Annotated in this window: 24 protein-coding genes and 1 pseudogene; 19 read left to right on the top strand and 6 right to left on the bottom strand. The window is 39.6% G+C overall.

Annotated elements, in window-relative coordinates; all coding sequences use genetic code 11:
- The first annotated feature begins 258 nt into the window (after positions 1-258).
- Together dnaJ and A3IA_RS0104750 are read left to right on the top strand one after the other, a co-directional pair.
- Positions 259-1401, top strand: a complete 1143-nt coding sequence (gene dnaJ, locus A3IA_RS0104755; RefSeq protein WP_018380200.1) for a molecular chaperone DnaJ — start codon at positions 259-261, stop codon at positions 1399-1401.
- Between the two features lie 487 nt (positions 1402-1888).
- Entirely contained in the window at positions 1889-2656 is a 768-nt protein-coding gene (locus A3IA_RS0104750; RefSeq protein ID WP_018380199.1) for a nucleoside phosphorylase, read from the top strand.
- Here A3IA_RS0104750 and A3IA_RS0104745 read toward each other — a convergent pair whose 3' ends face one another.
- A complete protein-coding gene (locus A3IA_RS0104745; protein ID WP_018380198.1) occupies positions 2657-3103 on the bottom strand; it encodes a hypothetical protein in 447 nt (148 codons plus the stop codon). It lies immediately after the preceding gene.
- Positions 3104-3532: 429 nt separating this feature from the next.
- Between A3IA_RS0104745 and truA the strand changes: the two genes are divergently transcribed.
- From truA to A3IA_RS0104725, 4 genes are all read left to right on the top strand, one after another.
- Entirely contained in the window at positions 3533-4309 is a 777-nt protein-coding gene (gene truA / locus A3IA_RS0104740; protein ID WP_018380197.1) for a tRNA pseudouridine(38-40) synthase TruA, read from the top strand.
- A complete protein-coding gene (locus A3IA_RS0104735) occupies positions 4272-5039 on the top strand; it encodes a bifunctional hydroxymethylpyrimidine kinase/phosphomethylpyrimidine kinase (protein WP_018380196.1) in 768 nt (255 codons plus the stop codon). The genes truA and A3IA_RS0104735 overlap by 38 nt, the downstream gene beginning before the upstream one ends.
- Positions 5026-5490 carry an ECF transporter S component gene (locus tag A3IA_RS0104730; RefSeq protein WP_018380195.1) on the top strand — a complete coding sequence of 155 codons (465 nt, stop codon included), beginning with the start codon at positions 5026-5028 and terminating at the stop codon, positions 5488-5490. Before A3IA_RS0104735 ends, A3IA_RS0104730 begins: the two co-directional genes overlap by 14 nt.
- A gap of 222 nt (positions 5491-5712) precedes the next feature.
- Positions 5713-6276: a TIGR01440 family protein gene (locus tag A3IA_RS0104725; RefSeq protein ID WP_018380194.1), complete on the top strand. Its 564-nt coding sequence runs from the start codon at positions 5713-5715 to the stop codon at positions 6274-6276.
- A gap of 701 nt (positions 6277-6977) precedes the next feature.
- Here the strand turns inward: A3IA_RS0104725 and A3IA_RS0104720 are convergent.
- Positions 6978-7814, bottom strand: a complete 837-nt coding sequence (locus A3IA_RS0104720) for a mechanosensitive ion channel family protein (protein WP_018380193.1) — start codon at positions 7812-7814, stop codon at positions 6978-6980.
- 174 nt (positions 7815-7988) lie between these two features.
- On the opposite strand from A3IA_RS0104720, the gene tig reads away from it, so the two are divergent.
- Complete coding sequence (tig, locus tag A3IA_RS0104715; RefSeq protein WP_018380192.1) at positions 7989-9272, top strand: trigger factor; 1284 nt, start codon at positions 7989-7991, stop codon at positions 9270-9272.
- A 538-nt stretch (positions 9273-9810) separates the two neighbouring features.
- Here the strand turns inward: tig and A3IA_RS13420 are convergent.
- A pseudogene (locus tag A3IA_RS13420) lies at positions 9811-10071 on the bottom strand (IS982 family transposase); the annotation flags it as partial.
- Positions 10072-10535: 464 nt separating this feature from the next.
- On the opposite strand from A3IA_RS13420, the gene A3IA_RS0104705 reads away from it, so the two are divergent.
- The 8 genes from A3IA_RS0104705 (at position 10536) to rpmH (ending at position 16862) form a co-directional block, all read left to right on the top strand.
- Positions 10536-11726 (top strand): argininosuccinate synthase, encoded by a 1191-nt coding sequence (locus A3IA_RS0104705; protein WP_018380191.1) that lies wholly within the window; start codon positions 10536-10538, stop codon positions 11724-11726.
- Between the two features lie 9 nt (positions 11727-11735).
- The gene (gene argH / locus A3IA_RS0104700) at positions 11736-13121 is read left to right on the top strand and encodes an argininosuccinate lyase (protein ID WP_018380190.1); all 1386 of its coding nucleotides are present in this window, start codon (positions 11736-11738) and stop codon (positions 13119-13121) included.
- Positions 13122-13209: 88 nt separating this feature from the next.
- Complete coding sequence (gene rnpA / locus A3IA_RS0104695; RefSeq protein ID WP_018380189.1) at positions 13210-13569, top strand: ribonuclease P protein component; 360 nt, start codon at positions 13210-13212, stop codon at positions 13567-13569.
- Complete coding sequence (locus tag A3IA_RS0104690) at positions 13553-14356, top strand: YidC/Oxa1 family membrane protein insertase (protein WP_018380188.1); 804 nt, start codon at positions 13553-13555, stop codon at positions 14354-14356. Before rnpA ends, A3IA_RS0104690 begins: the two co-directional genes overlap by 17 nt.
- Before the next feature lie 15 nt (positions 14357-14371).
- Positions 14372-15433, top strand: a complete 1062-nt coding sequence (jag, locus tag A3IA_RS0104685) for an RNA-binding cell elongation regulator Jag/EloR (RefSeq protein WP_018380187.1) — start codon at positions 14372-14374, stop codon at positions 15431-15433.
- Between the two features lie 338 nt (positions 15434-15771).
- On the top strand, positions 15772-16218 hold the full coding sequence (locus tag A3IA_RS0104680; protein ID WP_018380186.1) for a LytTR family DNA-binding domain-containing protein: 447 nt from the start codon (positions 15772-15774) through the stop codon (positions 16216-16218).
- Positions 16219-16230: 12 nt separating this feature from the next.
- Positions 16231-16626 (top strand): DUF3021 domain-containing protein, encoded by a 396-nt coding sequence (locus A3IA_RS0104675; RefSeq protein WP_018380185.1) that lies wholly within the window; start codon positions 16231-16233, stop codon positions 16624-16626.
- Between the two features lie 101 nt (positions 16627-16727).
- Positions 16728-16862 carry a 50S ribosomal protein L34 gene (rpmH, locus tag A3IA_RS0104670; RefSeq protein ID WP_000831903.1) on the top strand — a complete coding sequence of 45 codons (135 nt, stop codon included), beginning with the start codon at positions 16728-16730 and terminating at the stop codon, positions 16860-16862.
- Between the two features lie 497 nt (positions 16863-17359).
- Here the strand turns inward: rpmH and A3IA_RS0104665 are convergent, their stop codons facing one another.
- The 3 genes from A3IA_RS0104665 to A3IA_RS0104655 all read right to left on the bottom strand — a co-directional run bounded on the left by A3IA_RS0104665 (position 17360) and on the right by A3IA_RS0104655 (position 20401).
- Positions 17360-18709, bottom strand: a complete 1350-nt coding sequence (locus A3IA_RS0104665) for an MATE family efflux transporter (protein ID WP_018380184.1) — start codon at positions 18707-18709, stop codon at positions 17360-17362.
- 213 nt (positions 18710-18922) lie between these two features.
- Positions 18923-19924 (bottom strand): Holliday junction branch migration DNA helicase RuvB, encoded by a 1002-nt coding sequence (ruvB, locus tag A3IA_RS0104660; RefSeq protein WP_026217558.1) that lies wholly within the window; start codon positions 19922-19924, stop codon positions 18923-18925.
- A gap of 273 nt (positions 19925-20197) precedes the next feature.
- Positions 20198-20401, bottom strand: coding sequence for a helix-turn-helix domain-containing protein (locus A3IA_RS0104655; protein ID WP_018380182.1), 204 nt, complete (start codon positions 20399-20401; stop codon positions 20198-20200).
- A gap of 244 nt (positions 20402-20645) precedes the next feature.
- On the opposite strand from A3IA_RS0104655, the gene A3IA_RS0104650 reads away from it, so the two are divergent.
- The 4 genes from A3IA_RS0104650 (at position 20646) to A3IA_RS0104635 (ending at position 26006) form a co-directional block, all read left to right on the top strand.
- Positions 20646-23267 (top strand): SEC10/PgrA surface exclusion domain-containing protein, encoded by a 2622-nt coding sequence (locus tag A3IA_RS0104650; protein ID WP_018380181.1) that lies wholly within the window; start codon positions 20646-20648, stop codon positions 23265-23267.
- Positions 23268-23685: 418 nt separating this feature from the next.
- Positions 23686-24459 carry a TatD family hydrolase gene (locus tag A3IA_RS0104645; protein ID WP_018380180.1) on the top strand — a complete coding sequence of 258 codons (774 nt, stop codon included), beginning with the start codon at positions 23686-23688 and terminating at the stop codon, positions 24457-24459.
- 217 nt (positions 24460-24676) lie between these two features.
- Positions 24677-25246, top strand: coding sequence for a ribonuclease M5 (gene rnmV / locus A3IA_RS0104640; protein WP_026217557.1), 570 nt, complete (start codon positions 24677-24679; stop codon positions 25244-25246).
- A complete protein-coding gene (locus tag A3IA_RS0104635; RefSeq protein WP_018380178.1) occupies positions 25236-26006 on the top strand; it encodes an abortive infection family protein in 771 nt (256 codons plus the stop codon). The genes rnmV and A3IA_RS0104635 overlap by 11 nt, the downstream gene beginning before the upstream one ends.
- Positions 26007-26031: the final 25 nt, after the last annotated feature.

Genomic DNA, 26031 nt, shown 5'->3' with positions numbered 1-26031 from the left:
TTCCAATATTTTATAAGAAAGGATATATGGTTTAAGTAAATGAACCCGCCCTAAAAGCTGTGTGAAAAAGATAAATCGTCTCGAAAATCAGGATTCTCTGCTGATTTCCTATTTTCACTTTGCTTTTTACGGGCTTGGTATCTTACTATAAATGAACCCGCCCTAACGTCTGTGTCAAAAAGACAAATGTTTCCTAGAGGCAAGCGTCTTCGTCACATTTGCTATTTGACTTTGCCGTTTACGGGCTTGGTATCTTAAATGAACAATACAGAATTCTACGATCGTCTGGGGGTTTCGAAGGATGCCTCGCAAGACGAGATTAAAAAAGCTTATCGTAAGATGTCTAAAAAATATCATCCAGACATCAATAAGGAAGCTGGCGCTGAACAAAAATATAAGGATGTCCAAGAGGCTTATGAAACCCTAAGTGATAGTCAAAAACGTGCTGCTTATGACCAATACGGTGCTGCTGGGGCACAGAGTGGCTTTGGTGGCGGCGCTGGCGGTTTTGGTGGCTTTGAGGGCGCTGGCGGTTTTGGTGGTTTTGAAGACATCTTCTCAAGTTTCTTTGGAGGTGGCAGTGCTCGCCGCAATCCAAACGCTCCTCGCCAAGGGGATGATTTACAATACCGTGTTAACCTCAAGTTTGAAGAAGCTATTTTTGGTGCGGAAAAAGAGGTTACTTATAGCCGTGAAACTACTTGTCATACTTGTGGAGGAAATGGTGCCAAACCAGGTAGTCATCCTGTTACCTGTGGACGCTGTCATGGGCAAGGTTTTATCAATGTAGACAGACAAACACCGCTTGGAATGATGCGTCATCAAGCCACTTGTGACGTCTGTCATGGAACGGGTCAAGAAATTAAAGATCCGTGTCAGACTTGCCATGGTACAGGCCATGAAAAAGAAAATCACAAAGTTGACGTAAAAATCCCTGCAGGTGTTGAAACTGGTCAACAAATCCGTCTGCAAGGTCAGGGGGAAGCTGGTCATAATGGGGGTCCTTACGGAGATCTTTTCGTTATCATTAATGTGATGAAGAGCGATAAGTTCGAACGCGAAGGGGCAACCATTTACTACAACATGGATGTCAGCTTTGTCCAAGCTGCGCTAGGTGATGTTGTTGATATTCCAACCGTTCATGGTGACGTAGAATTAACCATCCCAGCCGGGACACAAACTGGTAAAACCTTCCGCTTGAAAGGAAAAGGTGCGCCACGCCTTCGTGGTAATGGTCAAGGTGATCAACACGTGACCATCAATATCGTAACGCCAACGAAGTTGAACGATGCGCAAAAAGAAGCGCTACAGGCTTTTGCTAGCGCCAGCGGTGAGAGTGTCCAACCACAAAAGAAAAAAGGGTTCTTTGATAAAGTCAAAGATGCTATTGATGATTTATAAAAATAAATCCCTAATCGCTTGATTGGGGATTTTTCATACTATAGTCAAATGAATTAACTTTCAGACAAGGAACTAAGACGCGGACAGTACTTGAGTACGGCAAGTCGAAAGTGACGATGTATCAAAGTTAATTCAAAAGACTATATCAATAATCTATAAACTATTACCTCATACTTTCGAAATTCACATTCAGACATCAATGACTTGATTTGATGACTTTCAGTTCTATCTACATCGGTGTCGCAAGTCGAAAGTGGCGGTGTACCACAGATATTTCAAAAGACTATAAATCAACATCCTTAAGATTTTTTATCGACAAGCAAGTCTTGCATTTCATTTCGCTATCGTTTAGAGGTTTTGTCTGCATTCTGATACCTGATGTGTGTTTGTGAGAAAAAGGCAGCCGTTTATTTTGTGTGATACATTGCATTTATAAGAGTTTATGTGTATAGTTTATGATAATCAAAAAGTATTGAGGAGGTCGCTTATGTTACTAGAAGAATTCGACACTAATCAAACTGCTATCATTAATCCAGACATGCTGCTGGAGCCTGTTGAGGGCTTTCCTGAGACGGTGGTGACTTGCTTTGCCAGACTAACTTTTGAACGGATATTAAACGAGCTACCGCATCGCCAGATAGCATCAACTAGTGTGGCTAATCTGGATATCCCTATTTATGAAGTTGATTTTAATGGTCAAAAACTTGGTTTTTTTAACGCTTATGTTGGCGCTGCAGCCTGTGTAGCAATTCTTGAAGATTTAATCGTTATGGGCATGAAAAATCTAGTGGTGTTTGGAACTTGCGGGGTTCTTGATCGTGCGATTCAAGAGACTTCCATCATCATCCCTACAGTTGCGCTTCGTGATGAGGGCACTAGTTTTCATTATGCGCCACCTAGCGATGAGATTGCTGTTAATCAGGATTTCCACGAGGATTTTAAAAAATTCCTAGCTGCTCAAAAGGTTTCTTACACAGAAGGTAAGGTTTGGACTACGGATGGTATTTATCGGGAAACGTCTGACAAGATGGCTAGGCGAAAAGCCCAAGGGGCGGTCTGTGTTGACATGGAATGCTCTGCCATTGCGGCTTTAGCCGACTTTCGAAGCATCAATCACTTCCAGTTTTTCTACTCAGCTGATAATCTAGATGCTGAAGTTTGGGATGAAAGAACACTTGGTAACAACGCTGATCTTGTAACTAAGGACAGGATTGCCTATATCGCCTTGGAATTTGCTAAAGGGCGCTTTTCCTAGTTAGCAAAACAATTGTAAAATGAGATAGATAAGATTCAGGTAAAGACCACTAATAATCAGCACAATCAATGCTTTAAACCAAGTCGCGTGTGCTACTTCTTTGAGAATTCTGTAAGTTAGAGGAGGTATCATTAGCAAGATAGCAATTAATAGCCAGAGTAGGGGATTTTCAAGTCTTGTCGGTGGATTTAAAAGAAGGGCTTCGAAAAGACTAGCTAGCAGAAAAACAAGTGGAAATGACAGGAAAAAGATGATGAAAGCTAGTAAGTGCGCCCAGAATTTATACCGAATCGCTAGGCAGATGCCTAACAGAGCCAAGGGTGGGATGATAAAAAGAGTGACTGTTGTTCCCCAATGATTGGGAAAAAGAGCTTCGATTTCAAGGTAAAAAGCACTTGCAAATAAAATTAAGATTAGTAAAAAGAGCCAGTGGCTTAGTTTGGACATGGGAGACCTCCTTTTATGGTAAAAGTAAGTGTTTTTTTACCAGTATAACAAATATAGTCTTTTGATTTGACTTTGATACATGGTTACTTTTGATTTTAGAAGAATATCAAGTACTGTTCTGCGTCTTTCGTTCCTCGTTTGAAAGTCAATTCATTTGGCTATATCCGTGAGTTTATGAAAATCTGTTGGAATCATTCTGCTATCTTTCAGCTCAGCCCTATCGTTGTTTACCTATCCACAAAAAGAAAAATCGCTACCTATCGTGGCGCTTTTTCTTTTGGTCTTTGGTGCAAGATCAAAGTGTTATGTAGGGGAGTTGTTAACATAGCCGACATGGCGTTTGCAACTTGTTAAGAAATTCCTAGCAGCGGGAATAATTTGATTGGAGTCTACTTTAAGAAGTAGAAAAAGTTTGCTATAATTAGGATTATGACACGGTATAAAGCGATTATTTCTTATGACGGAACCTTGTTTTCAGGCTTTCAGAGACAGCCTGGGGCTAGAACTGTTCAGGAGGAAATTGAAAAGACTCTTTCTCGATTAAATAGTGGCAAAGCCGTTACCATTCATGGTGCAGGGCGGACTGACGCTGGTGTGCATGCTTACGGACAGGTCATTCATTTTGATTTGCCCAAGGCGCGTGATGTGGAGAAATTACGCTTTGGTTTGGACACCCAGTGTCCTGATGATATTGATATTGTTGAAGTCACCATTGTTTCGGATGATTTTCATGCTCGCTATAATAAACATAGTAAAACCTATGAATTTCTTGTTGATACAGGACGTCCTAAAAATCCCATGATGCGAAACTATGCGACAGCCTATCCTTATCCTTTGGATTTGGCTTCTATGCAGGAGGCTATCAAGGATTTGGTGGGAACCCATGATTTTACAGGATTTACAGCATCAGGAACAGCGGTGGAAAACAAGGTCAGAACGATTACCGAGGCAAGTTTGGAAGTGGATGCTAAAACAGGCTTTCTAGTGTTCACCTTTTCGGGCAATGGTTTCTTATATAAACAGGTTCGCAATATGGTCGGAACCTTGTTGAAAATTGGTAATGGCCGTATGCCAGTTAGTCAGATAAAGACTGTTCTAGAAACTAAAAATCGTGACTTAGCAGGACCAACGGCGGCGGGTAATGGCCTCTACCTCAAGGAGATTAGTTATGAAGACACCTTATATTCTCACCATAGCGGGCAATGATATACTCAGTGGTGGTGGTTTTCAAGCAGACTTGGCAACTTTTTCAGTCCATAAACTCTATGGCTTTTTAGCTCAAACTTGCATGACAGCCCTGACTGAGGAGGGGTTTGAAATCATCCCAACAGCTGATGACCTCTTTCAAAAACAGCTGAATAGCCTAAAAGATATTCCCTTTGCTGCTATAAAAATTGGTCTCCTACCAACACCGCAGATAGCAAGAGCAGTGCGATGTTTTATCAAAGAAAGGCCGCAGGTACCGCTTGTATTAGACCCTGTTCTTGTCTTTAAGGAAAATGCTGATCAAGAAGTCGCCCAGATGAGCCAAGAACTGCAAAAACTCTTTTCTTATGCAACCATTATGACACCCAACCTCAAAGAAGCCGAGCTCCTTTCTGGACAGAAAATATCTAACTTGGAAGAGATGGAAAAAGCCGCTCGACTCTTGCGGCAAATGGGGGCTAAGTCGGTAGTGATTAAAGGTGGAGAGCGACTAGACAAAGACCAAGCCTACGATGTCTTATTAGTGGAAGATGGGCAGGTGGATTTCTTGCGATCGCCCCTTCTTAGCCGCAATAACCAAGGAGCAGGTTGCACCTTTGCCTCAGCTATAGCCAGTGGTTTAGCCAAAAAACAGAGTGTTTCACAGGCCGTTCATAAGGCTAAGGATTTTGTTTACCAAGCTATTGCTCACTCTAACGATTACGGAGTTACACAATATGAAAAAAACTAATGTTCGTCAGTTAAGTCTTTGGGCTATTTTAACCGCTCTAAGCGTCGTCTTAGCCTACATCCATATTCCTACCCCAACGGGATTTCTCACCTTACTTGATGCTGGCATATATTTTACCGCCTTTTATTTAGGGGCAAAAGCAGGGGCTGTTGTCGGCGGTTTATCAGGATTTTTGATTGACATGCTTCTAGGCTATCCTCAATATATGATTCACAGTCTAATCGCTCACGGAAGTCAGGGGTTCTTTGGCGGTTGGAGAGGTAAAAAGCGTGTTTTGGGCTTGATTCTAGCTAGTCTTTTCATGGTTGGTTGGTATTTTTTAGCCGCTATTTTACTAGGCTACGGTGTTGGTGCCGCTTGGGCTGGTATTTTTGGAAACATCCTTCAAAACTTTTTTGGCATGGGCTTGGGTTATCTTCTTTACAAAGCCATTGTCAAGCTAAACCTTTGAGATAGCACGCCATAGGCGTGAAACAGATTATAGTACAGATGACAATTCCTGTTAGAGATTTATCTCTAGTAAGAACTCTCAACGATAATACTTATTTTAGGAAAATCTGAACATTGACTTTCAAAAAACCTCTTTTTTATGCTAAAAATCTCTCATGCGTTTGTCGTGTTGAGATAGGCTATACGGCTAATCGTTAGGACGAAAATGTAGAAAGGTAAAGCTATGGATCTCAAAAATCTAGTAGAAGACGTACAGAAAATCGTGGCTGACATTATCGAGCGCTCAGCTATTCAAAAAGGGCAGCTATTTGTTTTGGGCTTGTCATCAAGTGAAGTTTTGGGAGGTACGATTGGTCAAAACTCCAGCCAGGAAATCGGTGAGGTGATTGTTAAAACCCTTCTTGATGAACTAGGGAAGTCAGGGATTGAATTGGCAGTGCAGGGTTGCGAACACCTCAATCGTGCTTTGGTTGTAGAGCGTGATTATGCTCTAGAAAAAAACTTAGAAATTGTTAATGTGTTACCTTCTCTTCATGCTGGAGGTAGTGGACAGTTAGCCGCCTTCAAGTTTATGAAGGATCCTGTTGAGGTAGAAGAAGTTGTTGCTCATGCAGGTATCGATATTGGTGACACCGCAATTGGTATGCACGTTAAGCGAGTCCAAGTACCTCTTAGACCTATTCAACGAGAACTTGGTGGCGCGCATGTGACAGCACTGGCGAGCCGACCAAAACTTATTGGTGGGGCACGAGGTCAGTACTTAGAAGATCCGATTCGAAAATTTTAATTAACAACAAAAGATAACTTGAGTTTATTCCCAAGTTATCTTTTTATGTATTTAAGATAAGTTTCTATAATGTTTTGAATTAACTGTGATACACCGTCACTTCGACTTGCTGTACTCAAGTACTGTTCCGCGCCTTCCGTTCCTTGTCCAAAAGTTAATTAATTTGACTATACAATAACATAGAAGAACTAGGTTAGGTTCAATATTAGTAAGAATAGGACTCCAGAAAAGGATTAAAAATGATACGGTTCTTTCAACGCACTAGATTAGTTAGCTATGATAACCTACAACTTTAAACGCCTATTTTCTAAAAAAACGAAAATAAAACTAAAAAGCCTTTCAGAGCGTAGCCTCCCTAAACGATAGAGAAATGAAAAGGACAAGGCTTGAATATCAATAAGATAAACGCTTAGAAGTATTGCTCTCATAACCTTTCTGAGAGCTTACTTTTCACCCGAGTTTTATCTATCGAAAACAGTACGAAAGAACTCTAACAAAGAAAAAAGAGGCACGCATTCTGATTCTTAGGCTCAGGCTAAAATAATCTGCTGGGCTATGTCACTCTCATCTCCACACAGTTGATGATGTCATCTTTGGCGCTTAAAATGCGAACGTCATGACACTTAATCACGGTGCCAAGTTGATGTTACTGGACTGATAGGAAAGGCTTGATCTATCGATTATTCCAAAAGATGAATGATTTATTTGTGTCCAATAGGTGTTACCGTTGGCAATTCAATACCTTCTTTTAACAAGGCTTCTTGATAAAATCTAAAGAATTTTGGTCCAATAGTATATTGTTGCCCATTTTGAACGAAAATATTGACACGAAAAACCAACTGATTATTGGTATTCGTGATGGCACCAATAATATCTGGATTGTTAACAATTTCAGGATATTCGGGAACTTTGGTATCATTGATGGATTTGACAATTTCAATCACTTTATCAAGTTCAGTATGAGCATAGATGGGCAGGTCAACTTGGGCACGCATATTTCCTCTTGATTGATTACTTACCGTGCTAATGTTTCGGTTCGGCACAAAATGCAAGGTGCCGTCAAACCCAATGATCTGCGTTGTCCGAATGCCAACACTGGCAACCGTACCGGAAACTTCTCCAACTTCGACAACTTCATCAACTTCTAATTGGTTTTCAAAAAGAATAAAGAAACCATTAACCATATCGGAGAGAAATCCCTGAGCTCCTAGACCAACTGCGACACCCGCAATCCCAGCACCAGCAAGGAGACTAGAAACAGGAATGCCTAGAATACTTAAAATCCAGTAAATTAGCAAGAAATAAAGAGCGTAATTCATGACATTATGAAGGAGTTTTGTCATGGTACGCTGTCGCATGGGACTTTGCTTGGTAAAAGAAATGGAGCGTTCGACAGCCTTTGTAAAAAGAATATCGAATCCCTTTTTCGCTAGAAAAAATAGAGTCAGTAATAGAATTAAAGAGACGGTCTTAGAAATGATGCTTTCGGCAATAGCTTCGATATGAAGTTTGTTCCAATAATTTTCAATGTATGTCATAAAAGTAGTTTACCAAAAAAAGTGTTAAAAATCATTTTTGGTTGATAGAAATCTCTTATCAACACTTCTCCCAAACCCTTGATTTTCAAGAGAAAATTGACAAAAAACTTTTAAAAATAACGTAAATATGGTAAACTAAGCTGTATTATAAATTTTTTAAGGAGAAACGACTTAATGTCTACATCATTTGAAAACAAATCAACTAACCGTGGTGTTGTAACATTCACAATCGGTCAAGATAAAATTAAACCAGCGCTTGACCAAGCTTTCAACAAAGTTAAGAAAGATTTGAATGCACCAGGTTTCCGTAAAGGACACATGCCTCGCACTATCTTCAACCAACGCTTTGGTGAAGAAGCACTTTACGAAGATGCTTTGAATGCTATCTTGCCAGAAGCATACGAAGCAGCTGTTGCTGAACTTGGACTTGACGTTGTGGCTCAACCAAAAGTTGATGTTAAATCAATGGAAAAAGGTCAAGATTGGGAAATCGTTGCTGAAGTTGTCACAAAACCAGAAGTTAAACTTGGTGACTACAAAGATCTTGAAGTTTCAGTTGACGCTTCTAAAGAAGTTTCAGAAGACGAAGTTACTGAAAAAATCGAACGCGAACGTAAAAATCTTGCTGAACTTGTTATCAAAGAAGACGCAGCTGAAAACGGTGACACTGTTGTCATTGACTTCGTTGGGTCAGTAGATGGCGTTGAGTTTGACGGTGGTAAAGGTGATAACTTCTCACTTGAACTAGGTTCAGGTCAATTCATCCCAGGTTTCGAAGAACAATTGGTTGGTTCAAAAGCTGGCGACGAAGTTGAAGTTAATGTTACTTTCCCAGAAGACTATCAAGCAGAAGACCTCGCAGGTAAGGATGCAGTCTTTGCAACAACTGTACATGAAGTTAAAGCTAAAGAAGTTCCAGAACTTGACGATGAGCTTGCAAAAGACATCGATGAAGAAGTTGAAACACTTGATGAGTTGAAAGCTAAATATCGTAAAGAACTTGAAGCAGCTAAAGAAATCGCTTATGATGATGCTGTTGAAGGTGCTGCAATTGAACTTGCTGTTGAAAACGCAGAAATCGTTGAATTACCAGAAGAAATGGTACACGACGAAGTTCACCGCGCTATGAACGAATTCATGGGCAACATGCAACGTCAAGGTATCTCACCAGATATGTACTTCCAATTGACAGGTACAACTCAAGATGACCTTCACAAACAATACGAAGCTGATGCTGATAAACGTGTTAAAACTAACCTTGTTATCGAAGCTATCGCTAAAGCTGAAGGTTTTGACGCTTCAGAAGAAGAAGTTGAAAAAGAAATTGCTGATCTTGCAACTGAATACAACATGGATGCAGAGCAAGTACGTTCACTTCTTTCACCAGAAATGCTTCAACATGACATTGCTATGAAAAAAGCAATCGAAGTTATCACAAGCACAGCTAAAGTGAAATAATCATTAAAAATAAGAGAGTGGGGACAAAGATCGATAACTCGAAGAGATCGACTTTGTCCCCACTTTCTTTTTTTGCTTCACTAGAGCCTTTTGAATTAACATTGATGTACGGGCACTTTCGCCTTGCCCTACTCAAGTGTTGCCCGCGTCTCAGCTCTTTGTCTCAATCTTAATTCATTTGACTATACCAACTGTAGTGGCTGACTTATGACTAAGCACAGGAGATAGTCAATCGGCTCTTTCTTTTTACTTATTTAAAATGATGAGTATTTTAATTTTTTTATTAGAATGTCTCTCGGTTCAGTCCTACCGTTTTTTATCAAGCTGACAAAAAGCTCTATAACTTCTGCAGTGGTGTTACCCACTAAAGAGGTTATGGGGCCTCTTTGTTAAGATGTTGGCTATAAAAGTCTATCCTCAGATTGTTTTATATAGCCTTTTACCCGTAGTGCTAGCTAATTTCAAAAATGATGACGGTGTCGGGTGAGCTCTATTTGTTCATGACGTGTCGAATCAGTTTCACAAAGCAGATCAACTATCTTGACCGTCTATTAAAGCGACTTCTCTCCAATAATCTTCCACAAGTGAAAAATCGGCAGATTTTGTAAAACTGTCTTTGAGAGTTAATACCTAACTCGGCTTGAAGGACTAGTAAAACTAGAAGGGATTCATCTGATACCTTAGATAAGGTGACATTACGGTGATGCTTTAAGGGAGAGGAACAATGCTCTTGACATAGCTTGTGACAAAGTTTTGATAATTGTCCTAGACTCCACTTCAAGTAATCAGTTTTAGCGATATACTGTCAGTGGCTCACTTGGACGTCCTCCTGTTTGTTTAGACACTTACAGGAGGATGCCCATTTGGGCTTTTTATTGTAGTTTGAGGTTAGCTAGCACTACGGGTAGCCTTTTGAATTAACTTTGGTATCTCGTCATTTTCGACTTGCTATATTCATACTCTTCCAAAATCAACTTCAGACCTTGTGACTTGGTTTGATGACTTTCGGTTCTATCTGCATCGGCGACACTTCGTTTGATTTTGATTTTCATTGAGTATTACTCTATCCTAAAGAGTTTTGATTTGGTCATAAGTAGAGAAGCTACTTGTTTTTGTTTTGGCTTCTTCTTCTCCCTTGTCTTAGAAAGATTATTTATACAAAAAATACGAATAAAATAAATAAAAATACAAAAAGTTCTTGACAATGGTTTCCAGATACATTATGATAAAACTCACATAAATATACAAAAGGAGAGACATATTATGACTAAAGAAAAAATTGTTTTAGCTTATTCAGGAGGACTTGATACATCGGTAGCTATTGCTTGGCTTAACAAAGACTATGATGTTGTCGCAGTATGTATGGATGTTGGTGAAGGGAAAGATTTGGATTTTATTCATGATAAAGCTCTTAAAGTCGGTGCGGTAGAATCTTATGTTATTGATGTAAAGGAAGAATTCGCTAATAATTATGTCCTTCCGGCTCTTCAAGCGCATGCCTTTTACGAGCAGAAGTACCCTTTGGTATCAGCTCTTAGTCGCCCTTTGATTTCTAAAAAACTGGTGGAGTTAGCCCATGAAACTGGAGCCAAAACCATCGCACATGGATGTACCGGAAAAGGAAATGACCAAGTTCGTTTTGAAGTTGCTATTGCAGCTCTTGACCCAGAGTTGAAAGTGGTAGCACCGGTCAGAGAGTGGCAATGGTCACGTGAAGAAGAGATTGCTTATGCCAAAGAAAACAATGTGCCCGTTCCAGCCGACTTGGACAATCCTTATTCAGTTGACCAAAATCTTTGGGGGCGTGCCAATGAGTGTGGTGTTTTGGAAAATCCTTGGAACCAAGCTCCGGAAGATGCGTTTGGAATCACTAATTCTCCTGAAGAAGCACCAGACCAAGCGGAATTTGTGGATATTACCTTTGTAGCAGGAAAACCAGTTTCTCTTAACGGTGAAGAACTTAGCTTGGCAAACTTGATTCAAAAACTCAATGAGATTGCCGGGAAACATGGAGTGGGACGGATTGATCACGTTGAAAACCGTTTGGTTGGTATCAAGTCAAGAGAAATCTATGAGTGTCCAGGAGCAGTGACGCTTCTAGCAGCTCATAAAGAGATTGAAGATTTGACGTTGACACGTGAAGTCTCACATTTTAAACCAATTTTAGAAAATGAATTTTCAAATCTTGTCTACAATGCCCTTTGGTTTAGTCCTGCAACTAAAGCTTTGCAAGCTTACATCGCAGAAACACAAAAAGTGGTTAACGGCACAGCAAAAGTGAAATTATACAAAGGTCATGCACAGGTTGTGGCTAGAAAATCAGACAATTCACTTTACGATGAAGATTTAGCAACTTACACAAGTGCAGATAGTTTTGATCAGAAAGCAGCGGTAGGCTTCATCAAGCTTTGGGGCTTGCCAACTCAAGTTAATGCTCAGGTCAATAAAGATTAAGGAGTTATCATGGTTGGAAATCAAAAATTATGGGGTGGTCGTTTTGAGGCTCAAGTAGCAGAATGGGTTGAAGCGTTTGGAGCTTCTATCGGTTTTGACCAGAAAATGGCAAAACAAGACTTGCAAGGATCAATTGCTCATGTCACCATGCTGGGCAAAACAGGAATTATCAGTCAGGAAGAGTCATTCGCCATTAAAGAAGGTTTGATGAGCTTGCTATCCGAATTTGAAGCGGGTACTCTGGCGTTTGATATTTCCAACGAAGATATACACATGAACATGGAGAGTCTTCTGACGCAAAAGATTGGTTCGGTTGCTGGGAAACTGCATACAGCACGCTCGAGAAATGATCAAGTCGCAACAGACATGCACCTGTATCTTAAAGAGCATTTACAAAACATTGTGACATTATTAGAAGAATTACGTCAGGTTTTGGTTACCTTAGCTGAGGAGCATGTGGAAACGATTATGCCTGGTTATACTCACCTGCAGCACGCCCAGCCTATCTCGTTTGGACATCATTTGATGGCTTACTATCAAATGTTTAGCAGAGATAGTGAACGCTTCACTTTTAATCTTAAGCATACGGATATGTCTCCTCTAGGTGCAGCAGCCTTAGCTGGTACGACCTTTCCTATCGATCGCTACATGACTAGTGACTTGCTTGGTTTTTCAGAACCATATGCCAATTCTTTGGATGCTGTCTCAGATCGTGATTTTATTTTAGAATTTTTAAGCAACAGTTCTATTTTAATGATGCACCTCAGCCGTTTCTGCGAGGAAATCATCAACTGGTGTTCACACGAGTACCAATTCGTTACATTGTCAGATACCTTTTCAACAGGTTCTTCCATCATGCCTCAGAAGAAAAATCCTGATATGGCAGAATTGATTAGAGGTAAAACAGGTCGTGTTTATGGTGACTTACTAGGTTTACTAACCGTTATGAAATCCCTCCCCTTAGCTTATAATAAGGATTTGCAAGAAGATAAGGAAGGTATGTTTGATACAGTTGATACGGTCACTGTTTCGCTAAAAGTCATGGCGGGTATGTTGGAGAGTATGACTGTCAATAAGACAGTTATGGAAAATTCAACAACTAAAGATTTTTCAAACGCCACTGAGCTAGCCGATTATCTAGCAGCGAAAGGGTTACCTTTCCGCGAAGCTCACGCCATTGTCGGACATATGGTCTTAGAATGCACCAAAAAAGGGATTTATTTGCAAGATGTTCCTCTGGAAGATTACAAACACCAGTCGGATTTGATTGAAGAAGATGTTTATAAAGTGTTGGATAGTCATAAGGCAGTTGCAAGACGTCAATCCCTTGGAGGGACAGGTTTTGACCAAGTTTTATGGCAGATTGAAAAAGCCAAGTCAGATTTCTCGTCATAATAGCTATAAAGTCAATAGTTGCAAGGCTTTTGGCTTTTTTTATGATTTTTTGATATAATAGGGAGAATACAGATATTTGGAGATCACTTTGAAAAAATCATATCGTGTTAAAAGTGAGAAGGATTTTCAAGCCATCTTTAGCAAGGGAAAGAGTTGTGCCAATCGGAAGTTTGTTGTCTATCGTTTGGAAAAAGAGCAGCCGCATTATCGCCTTGGGTTATCGGTGAGCAAAAAGCTTGGTAACGCTGTGACACGTAACCTTATCAAAAGACGTTTGAGACATATTGTGATGGAATTAGATTCAGGATTGAATCATCATGATTTTGTTATCATCGCTCGTAAAGGTGTGGAAGAGCTGACTTATCAAGATATGAAATCAAATCTCATACATGTACTAAAAATTGCAAAATTATTCGAAGAAGGACAAATTAGTGAAAAAGAAACTTAAACTCTCAGGAATAGCCGGGCTAGCTCTTCTCTTATTAACAGCTTGTGGAACTAGCGAAGTAACCCAATCTTCTAGTGGTTTTTGGAACCAGTTGATATACCTATTCGCAGAAATGATTCGTTTCCTTGGCTTTGGTGGCTCAATTGGTCTAGGTATTGTGTTGTTTACCCTCTTGATTCGCTTGATTTTGATGCCACTGTACCACATGCAACTCAAGTCAAGTCAAAAAATGCAAGACTTGCAGCCAGAATTACGAGAGTTGCAACGCCAGTATCCTGGTGCGGAGAACCGTATCAAGTTGGCTGAGGAAAGCCAAGCCCTCTATAAGAAGTATGATGTCAATCCTTATGCTTCTTTATTCCCCCTATTGATTCAATTGCCAATTTTGATGGCTCTGTATCAAGCTTTGAGCCGTGTTGCTTTCCTAAAAGAAGGGAATTTCCTCTGGGTTAATTTAGCTGATAGGGATCCTTATTTTATCCTACCGATTCTTGCTGCTTTCTTCACCTTCTTATCAACATGGTTGACCAATAAGGCAGCCAAAGAGTCAAACATTACTTTAACCTTGATGACTTACCTCATGCCGATTTTGATTTTAGTTATGGGTGCTAACTTGGCGAGTGGTATTGCCCTTTATTGGACAGTATCAAATGCTTTCCAAGTGGGTCAAATTTTACTTTTGAACAATCCTTTCAAAATCATTGCAGAACGTAAACGTTTGGAAGAAGAAGAGAGAGAACGTTTGGCGAAAATTAGACGAGCTAAGAAAAAAGCACGTAGAAAGTAATAAAGGAGATAGAAAATGGCTATATTTACAGGTAAAAACGTAGAAGAAGCGATTGAGACTGGTTTAAATCAGCTTGGAATCCCTCGTTTAAAAGCACGTATCAAGGTCATTTCGAAGGAGAAAAAGGGTTTTTTAGGCTTTGGTAAAAAACCTGCCCAAGTAGAAGTCTCTAGTTTAGAAGCTGCCCAAGCATCTGATAAAAAAGCAAGTAGCATAACCAGCATTTTCAAAGAGCGTCCAAAATCAACTACTGAATTGGACGAGAAATCACTAGTGGCTGAATCAATTGACTCTCAAGAACCTTCTGAGTCTTTAGTTTCAAATGAATTGGAACAAGAAGGACTTGTTCAGGAAACTGTGGATGAGGAAGTGGCAGTCGAGACGATTGAACCAGCTGATGTTCAACCACAGGTAGAGTCGTCTGAAGAAGATGTGCGTGTGACAGAAGAGTCTGAGGGACTCGTGATTATCGAGGAGCAACCAAGTGTTGATAAAGAACCTTCTGAAGTAGCAGAAGTCGAAACTGGAGAAGAGACTTTTGACGAATTTGTTGCTAAAGAATTTTCAGTTTATGACAATGTGCCATCACCAGAGATAGCAGCGGAATTAGAAGAAGCTGCCGTGCAAGTGACAGCCTACGTTCAGAAAATCATTGATGAGATGGATGTTGAAGCAAGTATTGACACTCAAACCAGTCGACGTCGTATCAGTTTGCAAATTGAAACCACAGAACCTGGTCGGGTGATTGGCTATCACGGAAAAGTATTGAAAGCTCTTCAATTACTGGCACAAAATTATTTGCACGATCGTTATTCACGTCATTACTCTGTGTCTATTAATGTTCATGACTATGTTGAACATCGTACGGAAACATTGATTGACTTCACGCATAAGATTGCCAATCGTGTATTGGAGTCGGGGGAGTCATTTGACATGGATTCCATGAGTAATAGCGAACGTAAAACGGTTCATAAAACGATTTCGCAAATTGAAGGAGTGTCATCTTACTCAGAGGGTGATGACCCCAATCGCTATGTTGTAGTGACCGTATCGAAAGATTATAGTCTTTTGAATTAACTATGATATATCGTCACTTTCGACTTGCCCTACTCATACTCGATGCAAATCAAAGCAGACTAGGCGACACAGATAGCCGATAGAACTGAAGGTCATCAAATCAAGTCAGCAAGGTCTGCTTTTGATTTTTGAAGAGTAGCAAGTACTCTCCGGCGTCTTGCGTTCCTTGTTCTGAAAACTAATTCATTTGACTGTAAAAGTAAGAAGTTAGATTAGCTAGCTTCTTTTTTCTTGTTTGTTACCGCTTAGGAGCAAGGTTTAACCACTTAGCAAAGAACGTGTCACAAACTGAGGAGGATTTGCTATCATAAAAGCATAAGGAATGGAGGAGGTGGCAAATGAAATGGTTCTTTGAAAAAAGTTCGGTAGATGAGTTGTCAATTATCATCAAAAATCGAGAGTACACCTCAGAGGTGGTAGATTTAATCGCTTATCTTGAAAGTTATGCTAGTAGTCCAAAAGGAATTGTTAGCGTTAAGACGCTTGATGATATTCTTATCTTAAAAATAGATGATATTGTTGCAGCTGAGGTAGATGGTGATTATTTAAACATTTACTATCATAATCGGGAGATTTCAACACGGCAGCGACTGTGCCAGTTTAAACAAAGGCTTAATCATCCAGATATGATTCAAGTGTCTAAACAAAGCTTGATTAATATCCAGCATTTGGAGCGGATGGAAGCATCTTTTTCGGGTAATATGACCGCTTTTCTAACGAATGGTCTAAAGATAACAGTGAGCAGACGCTATTTGAAAACTCTGGAAAAACGATTGGGGTTATAGGAGGGTATTATCATGAAAAAAATAGTAAATTACTTTTTAATCGGCGTGGGCTGGGGCTCGTTTATTTACTTAGTGAACCTACTGATTTTTAACTTTACACCAAGCTGGTCTAGCAGTTTTGTAACATGGGTTGCAAGTGGGTTAATGGGACTTGCTGCTCTTATTTATGAACATCCCAAGTGGGCAGATGCCAAGAAGACGACGCTTCATATACTAATTATTTACGGTCTAGTAATCGCGATGTTATTTATCAATCACTGGGTTCCTTTTGAATTAAGTTACTTTTTAGGAATTAGTTTAGAATTTTTAGTTATCTATCTGATTATTGTACTCTTCTTTGCTTGGCAGAATAGGGATGCGACTCGTAAAATCAATCAAAAACTAGCCGATAAGGGAAATAAATCTTGACAAGGAAGTAGAATTCCTATAAAATAGTATGGTATGTTTAGTAACTGATATCACAAATAGCCGGCTAAACGAATACGAAAATCTATGAGGAGGTATTCACTGTGAAACGTACTTATCAACCAAGTAAAATTCGTCGTCAACGTAAACACGGATTCCGTCACCGTATGTCTACTAAAAATGGACGTCGCGTGCTCGCAAGCCGTCGCCGTAAAGGACGCAAAGTCTTGTCAGCATAATGGCTAACAAGCTATAAAAAAGAAAAACCAGAAGTGCTCGAGACTTCTGGTTTTTTGTTTGCCCGAACTTACAGGCTCTTTATAACCTGTAGTAGGTAACTGATAGCTAAGAACGCGAGAATCAGATTGGTTCTCTCTTTTTATAGTCAAATGAATTAACCTTTCAGAACAAGGAACGCAAGATGCCGGACGGTACTTGATACTCTTCGAAAATCAAAAGCAGACCTTGCTGACTTGATTTGATGACCTTCAGTTCTATCTGCTATCTGTGTCGCCTAGTCTGCTTTGATTTTTATTTAGTATGAGTAGGGCAAGTCAAAAGTAACCATGTAACAAAGTTAATTCAAAAGACTATACACGTTCACGGCGATGAATATCAAGTTTTCTAACGTGAGTTTTGTCGCTTTTCATATAAGTCGTATGAGATTTTTGTGCATTGAAAAAGCTCCATAACCTCTGTGGTAGCGTTACCCCACTACAGCACTGTTAGAGCTAGCTTACGCAACTCTAGGAGCATTTGCCTGTGCTTTCAAGCGTTTACGCATAATAAATGTACTAGGTAGAAGCACAAGAAGAGCACCAATCCAAGCAGCTGGGTTGGAGGCTGCGATACCATTGAAGCCAAAATAAATGGAACCAACAGTGGCAATTCCTGCACGCATGACGAGCTCCATGATACCAGCTAGGGTTGGCACTAAGCCTTTTCCTAAGCCTTGGATAAAGCTACGTGTTACAAAGAGAATGGATAGAACCCAATATAGAACACCATTAATGACGTAGTAAGATAAGGCAAGGTCGTAAACAGTTTGACTGCCATCTGAAAGGAATAATCCACTGAAGAAACGATTGAAAAAAATCAAAATAGCAGCAAATAAGATAGCCCATAAAATAGCGATAACAATAGTGCGGTAGAGACCTTGCAAGATACGCTTATACTCTTTAGCACCGTAATTTTGTGCAGTGAAGGTTGACATGGCTAGGCCTAGATTAATCATAGGCAACATGGCTAATTGATCGGTTTTGCTGGCAATAGCTTGTGCTGCAATGGCATCTGTTCCCAGTTGGTTTAAGCTGATTTGTAGAATAATGGCGCCGATGGCAATGATGCTGGACTGGAATCCCATAGGGAAGCCTAACTGCGCGTGTTTTTTGAGGTTTGCACTATCCAAACGCCAGTCTGATAGGTGCATGTGGAAATACGGCACTTTCCGATAAATATAGATAGCCAGATAAAGCACTGAGAAAGCTTGTGCGATAATCGTAGCTAGCCCAGCCCCGAAAACCCCCATCTGGAAGTTAAGGATAAAGATGAAGTCTAAGATGACGTTGATAATACTTGCGATAATTAAGGCAATCAAGGGTGTTTTTGAATTACCCAAACTTCTCAAAACGTTGGAGAGGTAGTTAAAGAAAATGGTGAAAATCATACCACCATAGATAGCAGTCAAGAAACTTTGGGCATGGTTAATGAGGTTATCAGGTGTTCGCATGAGTTGTAGGCTGGGTCGAAGAAAGATAAGAGCCAGAGCTGTTAAAACAAGGCTAGTCATTAATGAGTAAAAGACACCGTGAACAAAACTTTTGCGGATGCCATCGTCATCCTTAGCCCCGAATTTTTGGGCAGTGACGATAGTCAATCCTGCTGTTAACCCTTGAGCGAATCCAAGGATGAGAAAGGTCAGGCTACCGGTAGCTCCAACACTGGCAAACGCCTCTTTTCCAAGGGTCTGTCCAACAATCATACTGTCAGCAAAGTTATAAGCTAATTGGAAAAAACTTCCAATTAAGAGAGGGATAGTAAAAAGAAGGATGACCTTGATAGGACTTCCTTTGGTTAAATCATGCATATAATCTCCTTTAATAGCTTTTCTTTAAAAATAAAGAGTAGAGGATAAGGGATAAAATAAAGAGTGTAGACTTTCCTTTTCTAGCTAGATGCCAGATGTTTTAGGCTTTTTAAGCAGTGAATAAAACGAACAAAAGACACAAAAAATATCTGTGTCTTACTCGTTTTACAAATCATTATCCTAAAAGCTAGTCAGCGTGGGCATAAGGCTCTTTTAGTTGTCTTCAAAGCGTTCGTATCCTAAGTGTTCGTAAGCTTTTGCGGTTGCCACACGACCTGTCCGCGTGCGCATGAGAAATCCTTTTTGAATCAGATAAGGCTCATACATGTCCTCAACAGTTTCACGTTCTTCTGCGATATTGACAGATAAAGTTCCTAAACCGACTGGACCACCATTATACATCTCAATCATGGTTTTGAGAATTTTTTGGTCTACATAATCAAGACCTTCATGGTCAACATCCAACATAGTGAGGGCTTTATCAGTGATTTTATCGTCAATGATACCGTCTCCCATAATTTGGGCGAAATCACGGACACGTTTTAAGAGTCGATTAGCGATACGGGGGGTTCCGCGGCTTCGTTTTGCTAGTTCAATCGCAGCTTCGTGCGTAATTTCCATTTCAAAGATGTCGGCAGTACGCTCAACAATTTCTGTGAGGTCAGCTAACTCATAATACTCCATGTGTCCGTTTATCCCGAAACGAGCTCGCAAAGGATTGGACAACATACCGGCACGGGTAGTAGCCCCGATAAGGGTGAAAGGCGGCAAGTCCAAGTGAACACTACGGCTGGTTTCACCGGCACCGATCATAATGTCAATGTAGAAATCCTCCATAGCAGAATAGAGGACTTCTTCCACAGCCATTGGCATACGATGAATTTCATCGATGAAGAGGACGTCACCAGGTTCAAGTTCGTTGAGAATAGCGACCAAATCGCCAGCTTTCTCAATAGCAGGACCAGAAGTTTGCTTGAGGTTGACACCTAGTTCGTTGGCAATCACGAAAGCCATGGTTGTTTTACCAAGACCCGGAGGGCCAAAAAGAAGAACATGGTCAAGGGCTTCATCACGCATTTTTGCAGCCTTGATGAAAATTTCTAGCTGCTCTTTAACCTTGTCCTGTCCAATATATTCTCTAAAATATTGTGGGCGGAGCGTTCGTTCGACCAGCTCTTCATCGCCCATTAAATCCTTGTCTAAAATTCTTGTCATGAGGTTATTTTACCATTAAAGAAGGCTAGAGGCAAAAGATGGTACTGCTGTTGATAGGTTAAATGGCTATTAAGTCGGATAGAATTGTTTCACTTTAACCTAACAACTCCATATTCTGAATACCTGTTGCGCAAAAGCTATCACGCATCTTTATAATCTTAAAAAGGAAATACTTTTCAAGTCTTCTTTAGACATTAGGATAAGTTACTGTCCAAGAAATTACCCAAACAAAAGAAGACTGAGGCTAACTACCTCAATCTTTTTTTAATTACCCTATTCATCTGCTTCGTATACAATAATATCTTCCACCTTGCATTCTAAAATAGAACACAATGTATCTAGTGTTTTAGTCGTTATGGCTTCGCCTTTTTTAATACGATGTATCGTATTTGCGGAGAGTCCTTGTTTAAAAATAAGTCCATATTCCGTAAAACCTTTTTGACGAAGAGTATTATAAAACGGTTTATAAGAAATCATTGTTACTTCACAGCCTCTTTTCTTTAGTTGTAAGGTAACACAGTTAGTCATTATTATATGCTTAAAATATTAAGTATATTTTGAAATCTAGTTATTTTTGAATATGGATATGATTTTGAATTAAAAAAGGTAACAAAAAATGATTAAAAGCTCTTAATCTCGTACATCTTATAGTCAATATATTGACTATAAGATAATTTTAACTTATACTTGTATGTAATAATTAGAAATTAGGAGATTTTTAATGGATAAAAAAGTTAAAGTGATGTCAGGTATTGCAACAGCTGTTATTGGTGCAGGTATTGCAACAACTAGTGTAAATGCCGATGAAGTGATTGAAAATAAAATCTCTACACCAAGTACAGAAGTCAAAGTAGAGGCGCCTGTAACTGCTGAATCAGTAGCCACAAGCGGAGATAATCTTAATCAAGCAACGTTGGCAGTGAAAGAACAAACTGCTATTGTAAATAATGTTCAAGCTGATATGAATGTTGCTACAGAAAATGTTGCAGTAGCAAAAGCGACTGTTAATCGTTCGGAACAGTTGGTTGCAGATGCTTCTCCAGAGACTATTGAAAAAGCAGAACAAGCAGTTGCTGACCAAGCAACAGTTGTTTCGAATGCTAAAGCTGAAGTAGCGACTGCTGATACTGTTCAAGCCGAAAAGGCTACTGCTGTTAAAGCACAAGAATCCGTTGTTGCTGAAAAAGAAGACAGTGTTAAAAACGCTGAAGTAGCTACTCACAATGCTAAGGCATCAGTTAACAGCGCTCAAGCTGTTTTAGATGGAACAGGACAGACTGAAACCGTTGCTAAAGCAGAGAAGGCTGAAATAGCGTTAGCAGAAGCAGAAGCTAACGTATCAATCGCTGAAGGAAAATTAGCTCAAGCTAAAGAAAGTGATAAAACAGCTCAAATGCAACTTAGCCTTGCAGAAACAAGTGTTAGAAATGAGCATGTAGCTGTTAATAATACTAAAGCAACTTTAGATCAAGCAATGTCTAAAGTTGCTGAAAGCGATAAAATCGTCAAAACAAAAGCAGAAGCTGTAAAAACAGCTCAAGCAATAGTCGAAGGCTTAGAGAGCGAAGTCGCAAATCACAATACCATCACTGTACCAGCTGGCTATGCGGAAGCACTACGTCAGTTTGACCTTGCAGATGTGTCTGAACGCGATGATACAAAGCTTACTGAAATCGGAAAAAAAGCTTTAGCCCTCAATACTTATAAATCAAATCAAAAAGATAAAGACACAATTGTCGGAGACGTCTCCAATTTGACGCAAGAACAACGTGAGGATATTGCTAATTTTGCGACTGACTTACTTAACCAAATCCGTAAAGCAATGGGAACACAAGCTGTTGTTGCTAATAAATCGGCGATTGCTTTTGCCAAAGAAGTTGCGGAGACCTCAGCTAAAACAGGAATTGAGTCTTTAAATCATGATACGACTGCGATTTCTGCTGCTGCTAAAAAGTTCGGTTTAGCTGTTGTTGAAACTGGGAATGGATATGAAAACCTATCTATCGGATACTATCCAGTTTCGTCTCAATTAACGATGGACGAGCTTAAAAATGCTGTCTATCGAACTATTGTGAACATGATGTTTAAAGACGGAAACAGCCTTTGGGGACATTCAACTTCTTTAGCTGGTATCCGCAGTGAATTTAAAAATGATCCAAATTATCAGATTGATTCTAAGTATATTGGTATTGGTTTTAGTACAAATCAATACATGGGACTTACTAGTGGGCGTATCCATATTTTAGGAGCTGCAGAGTCTCGAGTAAAAGACGCCAGCATATTTGATAAAACCGCGAACCTCGCTCAACGTGATTTACAGGCTGAACTAGCAGAAGCTAAGTCGAACCTTTCTGTAGAACAAGTCGAATACGATCAGGCTGTGGCGGTTAATAAAGATGCTGAATTAGTGAAAACAAATGCTCAATTTGATTACAACAAAGCTGTACAAGAACTTGAGCGTTCCCACGCTAATTTGGCAGAGTTGCAAGCTCGTACTGAACAAACCCCTAAAGCCTTAGCTGATTATAAGAACGCTTTAACTAACTATGATTTAGCAAACAATAATAATGAGTTAGCTCAACAAGCTCTCAAGTCTCTTAACGCGGATGTTCAAACTAAGCAACAAGCCTTGGAGAAAGCCAAAGATAATCTTGTTGTAAAACAAAATCAACTTGCACTTGCTAAAGAAGGTCTTGCTAAAGAACAAGTTATTTTGAAAAACTTAGTATCTGCTCTTCGTGAAGCAGAATCAAATGTAAAAGTAAAACAAACAACACTTGCTCAAGCAGAAGCCAAAGTTATCAAATTGGTACAATACGTTGAAAACTTGAAGAATGCTCCAAAAGTATTGGCTGATGCTCAAGCTAAATTAGTAGAAGCAGAAAAATCATTAGCAGAAAAAGTCAATATTTTAGAAACTGAACAAGCTAAGTTGAAAACTCTCGAAGCAGTTCAAAAAGATGTTTCAGTGAAACATGCTAAAATTGTTGAAGCTTACAAAGTAATTGTTAAAGCTCAAGAAGAAGCTCGTAAGTTATCTGAAGAGAAGAAAAAACTTGAAGTAAACAAACGTACTAAAGAGGAAACTCTTCAAAACATGGCGACTGTTCAGCAAATGTCAAATGAAGTTATGGCTAAACGAGCTTCTAAACATCAATTATTGTACGGTATGAATCCTATGGCAAAAGATGACACAAGCACAGAAAAAGCAAGCTTTACATTAAATAAAGGTCAGGAATTACCAGAAACTGGTGACACTAATAACAATGCAGTGTTAGTAGGATTAGGTAGTGTTATGGCATTGCTTGGTTTAGCAGGCATTCGTAAAAAAGGCCAAAAATAATCTTTGACAAAGATGTGTCGATATGGAAACTGGTCTTAGTTATCAAAATACTTCTATCTGAAGGTTTCTTCAGCACAGATTTAGATTACTAAGCCTTTAAGGAAGGTTGTATTAAATTATTGAAAGAGCTTTTTAGCTCTTTTTGTTTTTAAAATGGTTGCTCATATAGTGGTATTTTGGATTTTAAAGGCTTTCCAAGATTTAATCAAAAAGCCATTCGAAGAAACTATTCAGTGTGTTATAATAAGGCTATGTCCTACTAACTAAGACCTATGAGGATGATTGAGATAAGAGGTATCCACACTAATGACGATCACTCCTGTACCGATATAATGATAGGGAATCATTAAGTGATAGAGGTGTCATAGGAACGTTTAGGAAATACCGTTAGCAAACAAGAGGTATTATAAAAAACAAAATGGAAATCTTTGATACACATACCCACTTAAATGTGGCTAATTTTACAGAAACAGTTGAAGAAGAATTAACTTTGGCGCGTGAGATGGGCGTGAGCAAGCATAATGTGGTTGGTTTTGACCATGAAACTATCGAGAGAGCTTTGGAGATTGCAGACCAGTATCCAGATGTTTACTTGACCCTTGGCTGGCATCCGACAGAAGCAGGTTCTTATAGTGATGAGGTCGAAGCCTATCTCCGAAAAGTTCTCAAGCATGACAAAGTGATTGCGCTCGGTGAGATTGGACTTGATTACCACTGGATGGAAGATCCCAAAGAGGTTCAAATTGAGGTTTTTAAACGTCAAATTGCTCTTTCAAAAACATTGGATTTGCCTTTTGTGGTCCATACTCGGGACGCCCTTGAGGATACTTACCAAGTGATTAAGGAAGCCGGCGTCGGTCCACGTGGGGGAATCATGCATTCTTTCTCTGGTTCGTTAGAAGATGCCCAGAAGTTTGTTGATTTAGGCATGATGATTTCATTTTCGGGTGTTGTTACCTTTAAAAAAGCAATCGATGTCCAAGAAGCAGCGCAGCAGTTGCCATTGGACAAAATCCTCGTTGAAACAGATGCGCCTTACCTTGCCCCAGTACCTAAACGTGGTAAAGAAAATAAAACAGCCTATACCCGCTATGTCGTTGAAAAAATCGCAGATTTACGTGGTATTAGTGTGGAAGAGGCCGCTGCAGCTACCACAGCAAATGCTAAGCGATTATTTGGGTTGAAAGATTAAGATAACCCAAACCGTGATCTATATCCCAAGTTTGTAGCACAGCTTAGCGATGGCAGGTTGCCCTCACAGAACAAGGAAGTTGTGGTGAAAGGACCGGTAGTTTTACGACTGGTCGAGGGAAGCGGTGAGACCTAGGCTCACCGGTTAGGCATGAGACAGCTTGCTGGCTGCTGCCGACCTCACCACTCCAGTTCTTGTTCAAAAGAAAAAAGAAAATATGACAAAAAAAATCAAAATACAAGAAGTTCTAGTCGTTGAAGGCAAAGACGACACCGCAAACCTTAAACGTTTCTACGACGTTGATACCTACGAAACAAGAGGTTCAGCTATATCCGAAGATGATTTAGAACGCATCGAAAGATTACACGAACTACGTGGTGTCATCGTCTTCACAGACCCAGATTACAGTGGTGAACGCATTCGTCGTATCATCATGGACGCTATTCCAACGGTGCGCCACGCCTTTCTCAATCGTGACGAGGCAGCCCCAAAATCCAAAACCAAAGGTCGTTCTCTGGGTGTTGAGCATGCTAGCTTTGAAGACTTAGACAAGGCTTTATCTAAAGTGACTCAGCATTTTGATGACGAAGAAAATTTTGACATTACCAAGTCAGATTTGATACGCCTCGGCCTCCTTATGGGAGCTGATAGTCGTCAGCGTCGTGAATATCTGGGCGAAAAGCTTCGCATCGGTTACAGCAATGGTAAACAACTTCTCAAACGATTAGAACTTTTTGGAGTCACTTTAGCAGAAGTGGAGGAAGTGATGGGAGAGTATGGAGAATAATTTTTTGGGAATTTCACCAGTTTATAGAATGGAATTACTTGAGCAAGTTGAGAAAACTATATGGGAAAAATATTCATCATATAAAAAAGTTGAACAATACATAAGGTTCAATCAAACTTTTTATAATCACAGCTATCCCGACTTTGAAATATATCACTTTACGGAAGGTAAAAATCAAGGAAAAATCAATCTCTCTGCAACTCTAGCTAATCTAGCTGTTGAAATGCCTGATAAGTTATTGAAAATTGCAATTGATTTAGGAATTGAGACACCTGGTTTCATTCCGCTAATTCCAACTTTTCGAAATAAGCTAAAGGATGACTACAAAAATGCATCAAAAGTTTTTGAAAAAGCTTTTCACAATATTGAAAAAGATCCAGCTGATTCGGTCGGAAATGCTAACTCAGTACTTGAGAGTATCATTAAAGAAATTTTATCGGATGAAAATTTTTCACATATTGAATCTAGCAATAAGACAAGTAAGTACCTTGTCAAGGAAATAATAAAGGTATTTGAATTAAATCCTGAGAGTCCTAAAATACCTAGAGAGTTAAAGGTAATCGCAAGTTCGCTGACGACGGTTGCAAAAGCAATTGAAGACTTAAGAAGTGATAAAACATTACATCATGGTCAAGAAACAGGGAAATATCTGATTGATCAACCGTTATATGCTTACTTTGTCGTTAATGCTTGTGCGACAGTGGGTTTATTTTTGATTGATTTTTACGAGAATAAATTTCCGAAAAAAACCAGCATTTAGAAATTTTTGATGAAGACTTACCATT

Origin of the sequence: Streptococcus thoraltensis DSM 12221 (genome assembly GCF_000380145.1) — a bacterium.
In the GTDB taxonomy this organism is placed as follows: domain Bacteria; phylum Bacillota; class Bacilli; order Lactobacillales; family Streptococcaceae; genus Streptococcus; species Streptococcus thoraltensis.
The sequence above is the reverse complement of the archived record's forward strand: the minus strand, read 5'-3'. Positions and strand labels throughout refer to the sequence as shown.

Excerpts from the sequence above, each read along its gene's own strand:
- A3IA_RS0104650 (WP_018380181.1), top strand. The coding sequence starts at position 20,646 with ATGGATAAAAAAGTTAAAGTGATGTCAGGTATTGCAACAGCTGTTATT.
- A3IA_RS0104750 (WP_018380199.1), top strand. The coding sequence starts at position 1,889 with ATGTTACTAGAAGAATTCGACACTAATCAAACTGCTATCATTAATCCA.
- A3IA_RS0104645 (WP_018380180.1), top strand. The coding sequence starts at position 23,686 with ATGGAAATCTTTGATACACATACCCACTTAAATGTGGCTAATTTTACA.
- A3IA_RS0104665 (WP_018380184.1), bottom strand. The coding sequence starts at position 18,709 with ATGCATGATTTAACCAAAGGAAGTCCTATCAAGGTCATCCTTCTTTTT.
- A3IA_RS0104675 (WP_018380185.1), top strand. The coding sequence starts at position 16,231 with ATGAAAAAAATAGTAAATTACTTTTTAATCGGCGTGGGCTGGGGCTCG.
- tig (WP_018380192.1), top strand. The coding sequence starts at position 7,989 with ATGTCTACATCATTTGAAAACAAATCAACTAACCGTGGTGTTGTAACA.
- A3IA_RS0104705 (WP_018380191.1), top strand. The coding sequence starts at position 10,536 with ATGACTAAAGAAAAAATTGTTTTAGCTTATTCAGGAGGACTTGATACA.
- ruvB (WP_026217558.1), bottom strand. The coding sequence starts at position 19,924 with ATGACAAGAATTTTAGACAAGGATTTAATGGGCGATGAAGAGCTGGTC.
- jag (WP_018380187.1), top strand. The coding sequence starts at position 14,372 with ATGGCTATATTTACAGGTAAAAACGTAGAAGAAGCGATTGAGACTGGT.
- A3IA_RS0104745 (WP_018380198.1), bottom strand. The coding sequence starts at position 3,103 with ATGTCCAAACTAAGCCACTGGCTCTTTTTACTAATCTTAATTTTATTT.
- A3IA_RS0104725 (WP_018380194.1), top strand. The coding sequence starts at position 5,713 with ATGGATCTCAAAAATCTAGTAGAAGACGTACAGAAAATCGTGGCTGAC.
- rnmV (WP_026217557.1), top strand. The coding sequence starts at position 24,677 with ATGACAAAAAAAATCAAAATACAAGAAGTTCTAGTCGTTGAAGGCAAA.
- truA (WP_018380197.1), top strand. The coding sequence starts at position 3,533 with ATGACACGGTATAAAGCGATTATTTCTTATGACGGAACCTTGTTTTCA.
- A3IA_RS0104730 (WP_018380195.1), top strand. The coding sequence starts at position 5,026 with ATGAAAAAAACTAATGTTCGTCAGTTAAGTCTTTGGGCTATTTTAACC.
- A3IA_RS0104720 (WP_018380193.1), bottom strand. The coding sequence starts at position 7,814 with ATGACATACATTGAAAATTATTGGAACAAACTTCATATCGAAGCTATT.
- A3IA_RS0104735 (WP_018380196.1), top strand. The coding sequence starts at position 4,272 with ATGAAGACACCTTATATTCTCACCATAGCGGGCAATGATATACTCAGT.
- A3IA_RS0104680 (WP_018380186.1), top strand. The coding sequence starts at position 15,772 with ATGAAATGGTTCTTTGAAAAAAGTTCGGTAGATGAGTTGTCAATTATC.
- dnaJ (WP_018380200.1), top strand. The coding sequence starts at position 259 with ATGAACAATACAGAATTCTACGATCGTCTGGGGGTTTCGAAGGATGCC.
- argH (WP_018380190.1), top strand. The coding sequence starts at position 11,736 with ATGGTTGGAAATCAAAAATTATGGGGTGGTCGTTTTGAGGCTCAAGTA.
- A3IA_RS0104635 (WP_018380178.1), top strand. The coding sequence starts at position 25,236 with ATGGAGAATAATTTTTTGGGAATTTCACCAGTTTATAGAATGGAATTA.
- A3IA_RS0104655 (WP_018380182.1), bottom strand. The coding sequence starts at position 20,401 with ATGATTTCTTATAAACCGTTTTATAATACTCTTCGTCAAAAAGGTTTT.